Origin of the sequence: Mannheimia varigena (genome assembly GCF_013377235.1) — a bacterium.
In the GTDB taxonomy this organism is placed as follows: domain Bacteria; phylum Pseudomonadota; class Gammaproteobacteria; order Enterobacterales; family Pasteurellaceae; genus Mannheimia; species Mannheimia varigena.
The window spans coordinates 1390187-1404849 of sequence record NZ_CP016226.1; the positions used below are offsets into that span (position 1 = coordinate 1390187).

General features: G+C 41.6%; 11 protein-coding genes, 1 tRNA gene and 3 rRNA genes. 12 read left to right on the plus strand and 3 right to left on the minus strand.

Annotated elements, in window-relative coordinates; all coding sequences use genetic code 11:
* Positions 1-19 precede the first annotated feature (19 nt).
* From atpG to A6B40_RS06480, 3 genes are read left to right on the plus strand one after another with little or no spacing between them, the layout of a single operon-like run.
* Positions 20-886, plus strand: a complete 867-nt coding sequence (gene atpG, locus A6B40_RS06470) for a F0F1 ATP synthase subunit gamma (RefSeq protein ID WP_176671894.1) — start codon at positions 20-22, stop codon at positions 884-886.
* 20 nt (positions 887-906) lie between these two features.
* Complete coding sequence (gene atpD, locus A6B40_RS06475; RefSeq protein WP_025216326.1) at positions 907-2280, plus strand: F0F1 ATP synthase subunit beta; 1374 nt, start codon at positions 907-909, stop codon at positions 2278-2280.
* A 27-nt stretch (positions 2281-2307) separates the two neighbouring features.
* Positions 2308-2727, plus strand: a complete 420-nt coding sequence (locus tag A6B40_RS06480; protein WP_025216327.1) for a F0F1 ATP synthase subunit epsilon — start codon at positions 2308-2310, stop codon at positions 2725-2727.
* A gap of 84 nt (positions 2728-2811) precedes the next feature.
* On the opposite strand, the gene A6B40_RS06485 is transcribed toward A6B40_RS06480, so the two are convergent.
* Together A6B40_RS06485 and asnA are read right to left on the minus strand one after the other, a co-directional pair.
* Entirely contained in the window at positions 2812-3759 is a 948-nt protein-coding gene (locus A6B40_RS06485; protein ID WP_176671895.1) for a GIY-YIG nuclease family protein, read from the minus strand.
* Between the two features lie 19 nt (positions 3760-3778).
* On the minus strand, positions 3779-4771 hold the full coding sequence (asnA, locus tag A6B40_RS06490) for an aspartate--ammonia ligase (protein ID WP_176671896.1): 993 nt from the start codon (positions 4769-4771) through the stop codon (positions 3779-3781).
* Positions 4772-4936: 165 nt separating this feature from the next.
* Here asnA and asnC point away from each other — a divergent pair, with 165 nt between their 5' ends.
* From asnC to A6B40_RS06510, 4 genes are all read left to right on the plus strand, one after another.
* Complete coding sequence (asnC, locus tag A6B40_RS06495) at positions 4937-5410, plus strand: transcriptional regulator AsnC (RefSeq protein WP_025216330.1); 474 nt, start codon at positions 4937-4939, stop codon at positions 5408-5410.
* Positions 5411-5477: 67 nt separating this feature from the next.
* Positions 5478-5942, plus strand: coding sequence for a glycosyltransferase (locus A6B40_RS06500; protein ID WP_176671897.1), 465 nt, complete (start codon positions 5478-5480; stop codon positions 5940-5942).
* 119 nt (positions 5943-6061) lie between these two features.
* Positions 6062-6823, plus strand: coding sequence for a uridine phosphorylase (gene udp / locus A6B40_RS06505; protein WP_138317702.1), 762 nt, complete (start codon positions 6062-6064; stop codon positions 6821-6823).
* 60 nt (positions 6824-6883) lie between these two features.
* The gene (locus A6B40_RS06510; protein ID WP_176671898.1) at positions 6884-7369 is read left to right on the plus strand and encodes a chorismate--pyruvate lyase family protein; all 486 of its coding nucleotides are present in this window, start codon (positions 6884-6886) and stop codon (positions 7367-7369) included.
* 38 nt (positions 7370-7407) lie between these two features.
* On the opposite strand, the gene A6B40_RS06515 is transcribed toward A6B40_RS06510, so the two are convergent.
* A complete protein-coding gene (locus tag A6B40_RS06515; RefSeq protein WP_176671899.1) occupies positions 7408-8277 on the minus strand; it encodes an NAD(P)-dependent oxidoreductase in 870 nt (289 codons plus the stop codon).
* A 127-nt stretch (positions 8278-8404) separates the two neighbouring features.
* On the opposite strand from A6B40_RS06515, the gene murI reads away from it, so the two are divergent.
* The 5 genes from murI (at position 8405) to rrf (ending at position 14651) form a co-directional block, all read left to right on the plus strand.
* Entirely contained in the window at positions 8405-9196 is a 792-nt protein-coding gene (gene murI, locus A6B40_RS06520; RefSeq protein ID WP_176671900.1) for a glutamate racemase, read from the plus strand.
* Positions 9197-9526: 330 nt separating this feature from the next.
* A 16S ribosomal RNA gene (locus tag A6B40_RS06525) occupies positions 9527-11066 on the plus strand.
* Between the two features lie 183 nt (positions 11067-11249).
* Positions 11250-11325 (plus strand) — tRNA-Glu (locus tag A6B40_RS06530).
* Between the two features lie 194 nt (positions 11326-11519).
* Positions 11520-14420 (plus strand): 23S ribosomal RNA (locus tag A6B40_RS06535).
* 115 nt (positions 14421-14535) lie between these two features.
* Positions 14536-14651: ribosomal RNA gene (rrf, locus tag A6B40_RS06540) — 5S ribosomal RNA — on the plus strand.
* Together the 16S, 23S and 5S rRNA genes with 1 tRNA gene alongside form the textbook arrangement of a ribosomal RNA operon.
* Positions 14652-14663: the final 12 nt, after the last annotated feature.

A 14663-nucleotide genomic window follows, 5' to 3' on the forward strand; every position in this document is an offset into this window, starting at 1 on the left:
TTTTTAGCGGAGAATAAATATGGCAGGTGCTAAAGAGATAAGAACCAAAATTGCAAGTGTTCGTAATACACAAAAAATTACCAAAGCGATGGAAATGGTTGCTGCATCAAAAATGCGTAAAACCCAAGAGCGTATGTCGGCTTCTCGCCCTTATGCAGAAACGATTCGTAAGGTAATTAGCCATATTGCCAAAGGTAACATTGAGTATAAACACCCATTCCTCTTCTCTCGTCCAGTGAAAAAAGTTGGCTATTTAGTGGTTTCAACTGATCGCGGTTTGTGTGGAGGTTTGAATATTAACTTATTTAAAACCGTTTTAAATGAGTTAAAAGAAAAAGATGACCAAGGTATTAAATCTGAATTAAGTTTGATTGGGAATAAAAGTATTGCTTTTTTCAACCCAATGGGATTAGAGATTAAAGGTCATCTTAATGGATTGGGTGATACACCTGCAATGGAAAATTTAGTTGGTATTGTAAACGGTATGGTTAAAGCCTTCCGTAACGGTGATATTGATGAAGTTTATGTGGTATATAACCGTTTCGTAAATACAATGTCGCAAAAACCAACAGTACAAAAATTACTTCCATTGCCAGCACTTGAAAATGATTCATTAGAGCAAACAGGATCTTGGGATTATATCTATGAACCAAGTCCACAAGCGTTATTAGATAGCTTGCTTGTTCGTTATTTAGAATCTCAGGTATATCAAGCGGTAGTTGATAATCTGGCATCTGAACAAGCAGCTCGAATGGTTGCAATGAAAGCAGCAACAGATAATGCAGGTAATCTCATTAATGAGTTACAATTGGTGTATAACAAAGCTCGTCAAGCAAGTATTACGAATGAATTAAATGAAATTGTCGCGGGTGCCGCAGCAATTTAACACAGAATAGAGGAACGGTAATGGCAACGGGAAAAATTGTACAGATCATCGGTGCGGTAATCGATGTTGAGTTTCCGCAAGATGCAGTACCAAAAGTTTATGATGCATTAAAAGTTGAAACAGGCTTAACGCTTGAAGTTCAACAACAATTAGGTGGCGGTGTGGTTCGTTGTATCGCACTTGGTTCATCTGATGGTTTAAAACGTGGCTTAAAAGTTGAAAATACGAATAAAGCGATTGAAGTGCCTGTTGGTACTAAAACCCTTGGTCGTATTATGAACGTATTAGGTGAGCCAATTGATGAAGCAGGCCCAATCGGTGAAGAAGAACGCTGGACAATTCACCGTGCAGCACCAAGCTACGAAGAACAATCTAACAGCACTGAGCTTTTAGAAACCGGTATCAAAGTTATCGACTTAGTCGCTCCGTTTGCGAAAGGTGGTAAAGTTGGTTTGTTCGGTGGTGCGGGTGTAGGTAAAACCGTAAATATGATGGAGTTAATCCGTAACATTGCGATTGAGCACAGCGGTTACTCTGTATTTGCGGGTGTAGGTGAGCGTACTCGTGAGGGTAACGACTTCTACCACGAAATGAAAGACTCTAACGTATTAGATAAAGTATCACTGGTTTACGGTCAGATGAATGAGCCACCAGGCAACCGTCTGCGTGTAGCATTAACCGGCTTAACAATGGCGGAGAAATTCCGTGATGAAGGTCGTGATGTATTATTCTTCGTAGATAATATCTACCGTTATACCCTTGCAGGTACGGAAGTGTCAGCGTTATTAGGTCGTATGCCATCTGCAGTAGGTTACCAGCCGACATTGGCGGAAGAGATGGGTGTATTACAAGAGCGTATCACTTCAACCAAAACCGGTTCTATCACCTCGGTGCAAGCGGTTTATGTTCCTGCGGATGACTTAACTGACCCATCTCCGGCAACAACCTTTGCTCACTTAGACTCAACAGTCGTATTAAGCCGTAATATCGCTTCACTTGGTATTTACCCTGCGGTTGATCCACTAGACTCAACCTCACGTCAGTTAGACCCACTCGTTGTTGGTGAGGAGCACTACAACGTAGCTCGTGGTGTACAAGGTACATTACAACGCTACAAAGAGTTAAAAGATATCATTGCGATCTTAGGTATGGATGAATTATCTGAAGAAGATAAACGTTTAGTTGGTCGTGCACGTAAAATTGAACGCTTCTTATCACAACCATTCTTCGTGGCAGAAGTATTCAACAGCGTACCAGGTAAATACGTACCATTAAAAGAAACCATTCGTGGCTTTAAAGGCATTTTAGAAGGCGAATACGACCATATTCCAGAACAGGCATTCTATATGGCAGGCTCAATTGATGAAGTGGTTGAAAGAGCAAAACAGATGTAATTTTGTTCTAAACTAAAGGAGAACAACATGGCATCTCAATTTGAACTCACTGTGGTGAGTGCGGAACGTAAAATCTTTGAAGGTACAGTTACCAGTGTGCGTGTTTCAGGAACTGACGGCGAATTAGGGGTGTATGCAGGACATGCACCGCTATTAACTGCTATTAAACCTGGAATGGTTAAATTCATTTTAGCTGATGGCAAAGAAGAATTTATCTATGTATCAGGTGGTTTCCTTGAAGTACAACCAACCGTGGTTACTGTGCTGGCAGATACTGCAATTCGTGGTGATGAACTCGATGAGCAACGTATCCTTGCCGCAAAACGTAAAGTGGAAGATACTCTCAGTAAAACCAACGATGCTGATATGACAGCGAAGTTAGCAAGAGAAATCGCCAAATTACGAGTTTACGAACTTACAAAAACCAAATTAGCGAACAAACGTTAATTACCAAAAACCCCACGAAAGTGGGGTTTTGTTTTTACAAGCGGTCTAAAATTGCAAATTTCTTGCAAATTATAATCCTGTTTATTATTTATCAGAACTATAAATTAACTCAGATTGAATATTTAATAATTTTCCGTTGTCATCAACATATTTTGTCCCAGTAATTTTTATATGTTGGGTAGTTCCATCCTCTTGTTTAGAAAATAATTCGACATTTCCAATTTTATTTATAGGAACAGCATTATCATTAAAGTTATATCGTGTGACTTTATTTTTATTCTTTTTTTCATCATACGAAGAATAACGCTTTTTACTTTTATCTACACCGACTTTATAAGCACTAACAATCATTCCACTTCTAGGATAAACTCCTAAAATATAAGTGATGTTATCTGCTTTATTTTTCTTCATACCCCAATCACCTAAAGTTCTTATACGCAGAGCTGAATCGGTTGGATTTAATAATTGTTGAGGCGTTAAATTTCGTTCTTCTTTACCAAGCATATCAGGAGTTGGCTTAATTTTTACAAACATGATTTCTTCATTTTCCCTTAAATTCAATTCAGATAAATGAACTGATTTGGGGGATAGTAAAGATTGAATTTCAGCAACTGTACCAGCAGTAATTAATTTATTTTTTTGTTTTGAGGTTCTATGACCAGATACAATGTTTTTTAGCGTACTTAATTTTAATGATCGCTTATCAAATAATTGGCAGAAACTAATTAATGTATTTTCTACAATAAAAGCCTCTTTTTCTGTTAAGCCATAGGTGATAATGTATTTTACTACCTGCTTATTTTGAGATTGGATTTTTTTTATTTCTAAATTTTTATCTGTTTCTTTGGGGTCATTTAACGCGGATATTTCGTGTTCAAATACTCGATTAGCAAACCCTTTTCCAATATAAAAGATAGAATTATCTATAGGAGACGCTAGTGCGTAAACATAGAATTCTAATTCTTGACAAATATCAGGTGTAAATTTCATATCTATAATTATTTTTAGTTTGTATAAAATAAAGGCGAACATTTTGTTCGCCTTTGTCACTTTAAAGAATATTTTCAAACTCTTCAAACACCGCTTTTGGCCATACGCTAGATTGCACTTCGCCGATGTGTTTTTTATGTAACAAGAACATCGTTAAACGTGATTGACCGATACCGCCGCCGATAGAAAGCGGTAATTTGCCAGCCAATAAATCTTTGTGCCAATCCATTTCTAAACGGTCTTCATCGCCGGTAATTGCCACTTGTAAACGTAATGCTTTTTCGTCCACACGGATCCCCATTGAAGAAAGCTCGAACGCCGTGCCTAACTCTTTGTTCCACACTAAAATATCGCCGTTTAAGCCTTTGTAGCCCTGCTCTGATTCTGTTGTCCAGTCATCGTAGTCTGGGGCACGACCATCGTGTGGTTTGCCGTCTGATAATTTGCCGCCGATACCAATTAAGAATACCGCACCGCACTCTTTACAGATGGCGTTTTCACGCTCTTTGCCGGTCATATTTGGGTAACGTTGCACCAAATCTTCACTATGCACAAAAGTAATCTGTTTTGGTAACACAGATGGAATATCAAAACGTGCCTCAACCGCAAGCTCGGTTAAGCGGATTGCTTTATAGATTTCATTCACTGTTTCTTTTAAAAAATCAAAGTTGCGGCGACCTTCAGGAATCACTTTTTCCCAGTCCCACTGATCCACATACACCGAGTGTGTGCGGTCTAATGAATCTTCGTCCGGACGCAACGCTTTCATATGCACAAATAAACCTTCGCCTTCTTTGAAACCGAAGCGAGCAAGCGTGTGGCGTTTCCATTTTGCGAGTGAGTGAACCACTTCATAAGTAGCGTTTGGAATACATTTTACGTTCACTTTTACCGCTTTTTCGATACCGGAAAGGTTGTCCTGCATACCGTTGCCCACTTCGCTTAAGATCGGGCCTTGCACTTCCACAATGCCTAATTTGTCGATTAAATATTGCGTAAAGGTGTTTTTAACAAAACTGATTTCTTGTTGTTGTAAGATGAATGATTTTTTCATTTTTTGCTTTCCTGGTGAATATGAAACATGAACAATTGGTAATTTAAAGAATTCTGTTAAAAATGCAATATTTATCAAATAAAAAAGCAAATGTATTAAATTTAGTTTAAAATAAACCTGATTATTTTAAATGAAATTTAAATAAATTGATTTTAAGGAGGAAAAATGCACAACAAAAGCAAAGTAAAATTAGAAATAGATAAACTCGATCAGCAAATTTTACGCTATTTAATTAAAGATGCCCGTATACCTTATGCAGAAATGGCGAAAGATTTTGGTGTAAGTGCAGCAACTATCCATGTTCGGGTTGAAAAAATGCGACAAGCAGGGGTTATTCAATCCACAAAAATTGTAGTAGATGAACGAAGACTAGGCTATGATGTGTGTTGCTTTATTGGTATTATTTTAAAATCCGCAAAAGATTACGATAAAGTGATAGCTAAACTTAATGAATTTGATGAGGTAGTTGAAGCATATTATACGACTGGCAATTACTCTATTTTTATTAAAGTGATGACTCATACTATTGAAGAATTGCATTCGGTATTAGCGGGTAAAATTCAGTCTATTGATGAAATTCAATCAACAGAAACCTTAATTTCACTACAAAATCCGATTTTGCGGGATATTCTCCCTTAAGTACAAGTGGTTAAAAAAGCATTAATTTTTGCAAATAATAATAGTAATATAAATAAAAGGAAATAGAATGAATGCCAACCAACCAACCAACCAACCAACCAACCAACCAACCAACCAACCAACCAACCAACCAACCAACCAACCAACCAACCAACCAACCAACCAACCAACCAACCAACCAACCAACCAACCAACCAACCAACCAACCAACCAACCAACCAACCAACCAACAGTTGCAGTGATTAGCCTAACTATGACGAACCCAACGCTAAGCAAAGCAATTGAAAGTGTGAAAAAGCAAACTTACCCTTGCAAACACTATATTTTTGTAAATGGTGAGCAATATTACCGCTCTACATCAGAAATTATTCAAAAATTTGATAATTTAACCGTGATTTATTCGCTTATAGACATTCATAATATTAACGAGCTGATATCAATATTGGTTAAAGAGGATTTTGTATTCTATTTGCCTGATGATAATGTTTTCGCCCCAACTTATATTGAAACGCAACTAAAAAGCGTTCAGTAAACGAAACCGTTTGCCTTTGATCTACTTCACAAAATCAAACATTGATTGTAAAAAAACATCGAAAATCTACCGCTTGCTCGGTAGAATAACTTCATCACTAAAAAGAAAAGGAGATAATTATGTCTGAAGTATTTCATTTAGGTTTAACTAAAGCGATGTTAAAAGGGGCAAAAATTGCGATTGTGCCAGGCGATCCTGCTAGAAGTGAACGTATCGCGAAGAAAATGGATAACCCTGAGTTTTTAGTTTCCACCCGTGAATTTACCTCTTGGTTAGGGTATTTAAATGGTGAAGCTGTGGTTGTTTGTTCCACAGGAATAGGTGGTCCATCTGTATCGATTTGTGTGGAAGAGTTGGCTCAATTAGGTATTCGTACTTTCTTACGTATTGGTACAACAGGGGCGATTCAAGAACACATTAATGTGGGAGATATTTTAATTACCACAGGAGCAGTTCGTTTAGACGGTGCAAGCAAACACTTTGCACCAATGGAATATCCGGCTGTAGCAAACTTTGAGTGTACTAACGCACTTTACGCTGCTGCGGTTGATGCAGGGGTTAAACCTTACGTTGGTATTACTGCTTCTTCTGATACGTTCTATCCGGGACAAGAGCGTTACGACACCTTCACAGGCAAAATTTATCGCCATTTTCAAGGTTCATTAAAACAGTGGCAAGATCTCAATGTAATGAATTTTGAAATGGAATCTGCCACGCTCTTTACAATGTGTTCTGCATTAGGTTTACGAGCAGGTATGGTGTCCGGCGTGATTGTAAACCGCACTCAACAAGAAATTCCAAACGAAGCCACAATCCACGAAACCGAACACAAAGCAATTTCTGTTGTGGTAGAAGGCGTAAGAAAATTAATTAAAGGTTAATCTTTAAATTTAAAGGCAAAAAAGGTAAATTGTCGGCGTGATAATTTACCTTTTTTCTTTATGTTTACAAAATATCGTAAAATTCTGTTAGCGGCGGAATGGCATTCAGTGCCGGAGCCGCTTTCTTTTACTCAACAAGACTGGCTTCTGCACGATGGGTCGCTTACTCAAAAGTTACTTGATGTGGCAACCGATTTCAACGTGGAAGTGGTGCAAGAAAAATGGATTGCAAAAAATTCGCAAAATCTGACCGCTTGCAATGAAGACTTTTGGTTGAGAGAAGTGCTATTAAAAGATGGTGATACCAATTGGATTTTTGCTCAAACGCTTGTGCCGAGCTCAACGATTGAAAATATCGCCCCAAATATACCGACACTTGGTAACGAGCCGATTGGTTTATGGTTGTTTTCTCAAAATCCGATCAGGAAAAAATTAGAGTGGGCTCAAGCAGAAAACGGTTTATTTGCTCGCCGAGGCGTGTATCAAATCAATGGCTATTTCCTTGAAGTCAAAGAGTTGTTTTTAGAAAGTTTTCCTTATTTATAAAAATAATCGGTTGGCATTACACCAACCGATTTTTGATTTTATTTTGCTAGATATTGATAAATCGCAGCCATATCCACTTCGCTCAAGCCTGAATCATTTGCCTGATTGTAGGTTTTGGTTGCTTGTTCAATTAATGGATAAGATTTACCTAACTTCGCAATTTCTTCACTCGCTAAGTTAAAATCTTTCGTCATATGTTTCATCATAAACGCAGGTTGGAATTCATTTGCTAAGTACATCGGCACTTTTGCTTGGAAAATCGGGCTGTTCATAAACGAACCTGAAATCATCTCAATCACTTGCTCTTTCGGAATGCCGTACTGATCAGCAAAATTTAATGCCTCACCGTAAGCTTGAACGAAAATGCCTAATAGTGAGTTAATCATTAATTTAATACCACCGGCTTTGCCTACAGAGCCATAATAGAAAGTTGTCGTACTAAATGCAGCGAAAAGCGGCTTGATTTGCTCAACAATTTCTTCTTTACCTGCGGAAAGCACTAATAATTTTCCTGCTTCTGCTACTTTGCTTGAGCCAGAAACAGGTGCTTCCACAAATTCTGCACCGTGTTCTGCAAGTAGTGCTTCAACCGCTTGGTTTTGGCTTGGAGAAATGGTGCTCATATTCACTACTAATTTGCCTTTTAACTGTGCTAATACCTCAGCACTTAATACTTGCTGAATAGAAGCATAGTCTGCAATCATTAAGAAAATAATATCGTGAGCTTTCACTAACTCAACAACAGAGGAGTATAATTTACCGCCTGCTGCCACTACTTTCTCTGCTTTTTCCGGGCTGCGGTTATAAACACCTACTTTTACTCCACTATTAAGTAAATGTTTAGCCATTGGTTCGCCCATTTGACCTAAACCAATCCAACCAATTTCTTGTGTGTTAAATTTTTGCATAATGTTCTCCTTGGTTAAATAATAGAAGGATTATTGCGATTTTCGATAGTTAAGTCAAATAGAGAGAACTTGAATATAACGATGGAAAGGAGTAGCATTTCTGCACTTAATTAATCAGTAAATAACAATGAAACCAACAATTCTTTTATATGACTCCGGAATAGGCGGCTTAACGATTTATGATGAAATCCGTAAAGTGCTACCTCACGCTCACTATCTGTATTGCTTTGATAATGCTTTTTTCCCTTATTCCGAGAAATCAGAAACGGTTTTGATTGAACGAGCAGTGAAAATTGTGCAAAAAATTGCAGAAAAACGACCGCTTGATATGGTGGTTGTAGCGTGCAATACCGCAAGCACTGTTGTGCTTCCTGCATTGCGTGAGCATTTTCAATTTCCCATTGTAGGCACAGTACCGGCTATTAAACCAGCAGCCGCAATTTCTGAAAGTAAAACGATTGGTTTATTAGCCACAAAAGGCACTGTTTCTCGCCCTTATGTTGATGAACTGATTGCTAAATACACCCAAAATTGTATTGTGGAAAAGATAGGTACAACGGATTTGGTTGAAATTGTAGAAGAAAAACAAAGAACGGGCAGAGTGGATATGGTTCGTTTACAAAAAGTTGTTGAGAATTGGCAGGAACATCCCACATTAGATACAGTTATTCTTGGTTGCACGCATTTTCCATTGGTAAAAAATGAATTACAACAAGTATTACCGAAAGTGAAATTCTTTGTTGAACCGGGAATAGGGATTGCTAAACGGGTTTTAAGTTTATTAGGAGAAGGGAAATTTAATCAAAAGAATGATTTAGTTAATGAAGCATTTTGTACCTCAGAAACTTCCTCATTCGAGATTAAACGACAAATTATGCAGGATTGGGGGTTTAATCAACTATCTGTGATTGATGTTTAAGCGATATTAAGGTTTTTGATGAAAAATAATCCAGTTGATAAAAAACTTTAAAAAAGGGCTTGCAACAGTTTTAAAAATCTCTATAATGCACCCCACACAACGACGCACTGTTGTGAAGAGATTAAGTTTGATTCCGGTGCGTCGTTTTATTTTGCTCTTTAACAATTTATCAGACAATCTGTGTGGGCACTTGTTGATTGACTTGATTTTAAAAATATATTTTAAAACTTGAAGTCTTAATAGGTGCTAACTAGAAATTCATTTAACTTTTTTAAGTTTTCTTATTAAAGTGTGATTTTATGTCAGCAGTATTGAGCGATTAAACTTTTTGAATTGAAGAGTTTGATCATGGCTCAGATTGAACGCTGGCGGCAGGCTTAACACATGCAAGTCGAACGGTAACAGGGAGAAGCTTGCTTCTTTGCTGACGAGTGGCGGACGGGTGAGTAATGCTTGGGAATCTGGCTTATGGAGGGGGATAACTACTGGAAACGGTAGCTAATACCGCGTAATGTCTTTGGACTAAAGGGTGGGACTTTCGGGCCACCTGCCATAAGATGAGCCCAAGTGGGATTAGCTAGTTGGTGAGGTAAAGGCTCACCAAGGCGACGATCTCTAGCTGGTCTGAGAGGATGACCAGCCACACTGGAACTGAGACACGGTCCAGACTCCTACGGGAGGCAGCAGTGGGGAATATTGCACAATGGGGGGAACCCTGATGCAGCCATGCCGCGTGAATGAAGAAGGCCTTCGGGTTGTAAAGTTCTTTCGGTAGCGAGGAAGGCAGACTTGTTAATAGCAAGTTTGATTGACGTTAACTACAGAAGAAGCACCGGCTAACTCCGTGCCAGCAGCCGCGGTAATACGGGGGGTGCAAGCGTTAATCGGAATAACTGGGCGTAAAGGGCACGCAGGCGGACTTTTAAGTGAGATGTGAAAGCCCCGGGCTTAACCTGGGAATTGCATTTCAGACTGGGAGTCTAGAGTACTTTAGGGAGGGGTAGAATTCCACGTGTAGCGGTGAAATGCGTAGAGATGTGGAGGAATACCGAAGGCGAAGGCAGCCCCTTGGGAATGTACTGACGCTCATGTGCGAAAGCGTGGGGAGCAAACAGGATTAGATACCCTGGTAGTCCACGCCGTAAACGCTGTCGATTTGGGGATTGGGCTTTAAGCTTGGTGCCCGTAGCTAACGTGATAAATCGACCGCCTGGGGAGTACGGCCGCAAGGTTAAAACTCAAATGAATTGACGGGGGCCCGCACAAGCGGTGGAGCATGTGGTTTAATTCGATGCAACGCGAAGAACCTTACCTACTCTTGACATCCAGAGAATCTTGTAGAGATACGAGAGTGCCTTCGGGAACTCTGAGACAGGTGCTGCATGGCTGTCGTCAGCTCGTGTTGTGAAATGTTGGGTTAAGTCCCGCAACGAGCGCAACCCTTATCCTTTGTTGCCAGCGATTAGGTCGGGAACTCAAAGGAGACTGCCGGTGATAAACCGGAGGAAGGTGGGGATGACGTCAAGTCATCATGGCCCTTACGAGTAGGGCTACACACGTGCTACAATGGCGTATACAGAGGGCAGCGACCCAGCGATGGTGAGCGAATCTCACAAAGTACGTCTAAGTCCGGATTGGAGTCTGCAACTCGACTCCATGAAGTCGGAATCGCTAGTAATCGCAAATCAGAATGTTGCGGTGAATACGTTCCCGGGCCTTGTACACACCGCCCGTCACACCATGGGAGTGGGTTGTACCAGAAGTAGATAGCTTAACCTTCGGGGGGGCGTTTACCACGGTATGATTCATGACTGGGGTGAAGTCGTAACAAGGTAACCGTAGGGGAACCTGCGGTTGGATCACCTCCTTACCAAAAATCAAGAAGCGAGAGCTTGAAATGACAGCAAGTGTTCACACAGATTGTTTGATAAAGCAGTAGGACAAGAGATGAATGAGATTTAGGCATTCAAACGGTTAGAATCTTGAAAGGTTTTGCAAAAATCGTTAGAATATTCGACCTAAAATGGCAAAGCGGAAAGCATCTTTAAATGTTGTCCCCATCGTCTAGAGGCCTAGGACATCGCCCTTTCACGGCGGTAACCGGGGTTCGAATCCCCGTGGGGACGCCATTTAAAGATGATTTTTATTGTCTTAATGTTCTTTAAAAATTTGGAAACAAGCTGAAAAACTGAGAGATTTTCGAAAGAAAGTCTGAGTAGTTAAAAAATCTTAGCTGAACAAAGGCAGCTAAGTGTTTAGTTGAATAATATCGCTTCAAATCAATTCGTTTGACTTGTTTAAATGAAAATATTTGAGGTTGTATAGTTAAGTGACTAAGCGCACAAGGTGGATGCCTTGGCAATCAGAGGCGATGAAGGACGTGCTAATCTGCGAAAAGCTTGGATGAGTCGATAAGAGGCGTTTAATCCAAGATGTCCGAATGGGGAAACCCAGTAGGTGAAGAACCTACTATCATTTACTGAATCCATAGGTAAATGAGGCAAACCGGGAGAACTGAAACATCTAAGTACCCCGAGGAAAAGAAATCAACCGAGATTTCGTTAGTAGCGGCGAGCGAACGCGAAAGAGCCAGTTAGTGATAGCGGATTTATTAGAGGAATGAGCTGGGAAGCTCAATCGTAGAGGGTGATAATCCCGTACTCGAAAATATTTCCGTGGTACTAGGCTAACAACAAGTAGGGCGGGACACGTGATATCCTGTTTGAAGATGGGGGGACCATCCTCCAAGGCTAAATACTCCTGATTGACCGATAGTGAACCAGTACTGTGAAGGAAAGGCGAAAAGAACCCCGGCGAGGGGAGTGAAATAGAACCTGAAACCTTGTGCGTACAAGCAGTGGGAGCAGATTTATTCTGTGACTGCGTACCTTTTGTATAATGGGTCAGCGACTTATATTTTGTAGCAAGGTTAACCGAATAGGGGAGCCGTAGGGAAACCGAGTCTTAACTGGGCGTGTAGTTGCAAGGTATAGACCCGAAACCCGGTGATCTAGCCATGGGCAGGTTGAAGATTGGGTAACACTAATTGGAGGACCGAACCGACTAATGTTGAAAAATTAGCGGATGACTTGTGGCTGGGGGTGAAAGGCCAATCAAACCGGGAGATAGCTGGTTCTCCCCGAAATCTATTTAGGTAGAGCCTTATGTGAATACCTTCGGGGGTAGAGCACTGTTTCGGCTAGGGGTCCATCCCGGATTACCAACCCGATGCAAACTGCGAATACCGAAGAGTAATGCATAGGAGACACACGGTGGGTGCTAACGTCCATCGTGGAGAGGGAAACAACCCAGACCGCCAGCTAAGGTCCCAAAGTACTAGTTAAGTGGGAAACGAAGTGGGAAGGCTTAGACAGCTAGGATGTTGGCTTAGAAGCAGCCATCATTTAAAGAAAGCGTAATAGCTCACTAGTCGAGTCGGCCTGCGCGGAAGATGTAACGGGGCTAAAACTAGTCACCGAAGCTGCGGCATCAGTGGTAACACTGTTGGGTAGGGGAGCGTTCTGTAAGCGGATGAAGGTGAGTCGAGAGGCTTGCTGGACGTATCAGAAGTGCGAATGCTGACATAAGTAACGATAAAACGAGTGAAAAACTCGTTCGCCGGAAGACCAAGGGTTCCTGTCCAACGTTAATCGGGGCAGGGTGAGTCGGCCCCTAAGGCGAGGCTGAAAAGCGTAGTCGATGGGAAACGGGTTAATATTCCCGTACTTGGTGTAATTGCGATGTGGGGACGGAGAAGGTTAGGTTATCAGGGTGTTGGATATCCCTGTTTAAGTTGGTAGGTGGAGTGTTTAGGCAAATCCGGACACTTATTAACACCGAGAGATGATGACGAGGCTCTACGGAGCTGAAGTAACCGATACCACGCTTCCAGGAAAAGCCACTAAGCTTCAGATTACACTAAACCGTACTATAAACCGACACAGGTGGTCAGGTAGAGAATACTCAGGCGCTTGAGAGAACTCGGGTGAAGGAACTAGGCAAAATAGCACCGTAACTTCGGGAGAAGGTGCGCCGGCGTAGATTGTAGTGACTTGCTCACGAAGGTTGAACCGGTCGAAGATACCAGCTGGCTGCAACTGTTTATTAAAAACACAGCACTCTGCAAACACGAAAGTGGACGTATAGGGTGTGATGCCTGCCCGGTGCTGGAAGGTTAATTGATGGTGTTATCGCAAGAGAAGCTCCTGATCGAAGCCCCAGTAAACGGCGGCCGTAACTATAACGGTCCTAAGGTAGCGAAATTCCTTGTCGGGTAAGTTCCGACCTGCACGAATGGCATAATGATGGCCAGGCTGTCTCCACCCGAGACTCAGTGAAATTGAAATCGCCGTGAAGATGCGGTGTACCCGCGGCTAGACGGAAAGACCCCGTGAACCTTTACTATAGCTTGACACTGAACATTGAATTTTGATGTGTAGGATAGGTGGGAGCCTTTGAAGATGACACGCCAGTGTTGTTGGAGGCGTCCTTGAAATACCACCCTTTAACGTTTGATGTTCTAACGAAGTACTCGGAACGAGTACTCGGACAGTGTCTGGTGGGTAGTTTGACTGGGGCGGTCTCCTCCCAAAGAGTAACGGAGGAGCACGAAGGTTTGCTAATGACGGTCGGACATCGTCAGGTTAGTGCAATGGTAGAAGCAAGCTTAACTGCGAGACAGACAAGTCGAGCAGGTGCGAAAGCAGGTCATAGTGATCCGGTGGTTCTGAATGGAAGGGCCATCGCTCAACGGATAAAAGGTACTCCGGGGATAACAGGCTGATACCGCCCAAGAGTTCATATCGACGGCGGTGTTTGGCACCTCGATGTCGGCTCATCACATCCTGGGGCTGAAGTAGGTCCCAAGGGTATGGCTGTTCGCCATTTAAAGTGGTACGCGAGCTGGGTTTAGAACGTCGTGAGACAGTTCGGTCCCTATCTGCCGTGGGCGTTGGAGAATTGGTTGGGGCTGCTCCTAGTACGAGAGGACCGGAGTGGACGCACCGCTGGTGTTTCGGTTGTGTCGCCAGACGCATTGCCGAGTAGCTATGTGCGGAAGAGATAAGTGCTGAAAGCATCTAAGCACGAAACTTGCCAAGAGATGAGTTCTCCCAGTCTATAAGACTGTAAGGGTTGTTGGAGACTACGACGTAGATAGGCGTGGTGTGTAAGCGTTGCGAGACGTTGAGCTAACACGTACTAATTGCCCGAGAGGCTTAACTATACAACGCTCAAGTGTTTTTATGAGAAAGAAGAAAACACAAGTGGAGAAACTAAACGCATAAAGAAAAAAATACACTCAGAATAATCAGCTTGTTTTTGAATTTTGACCCAATTATCCCGATGACCATAGTGCTGTGGTTCTACCTGATTCCATACCGAACTCAGAAGTAAAACGCAGTAACGTCGATGGTAGTGTGGTGATTCGCCATGTGAGAGTAGAGCATCATCGGGTTTTATTTCCTTA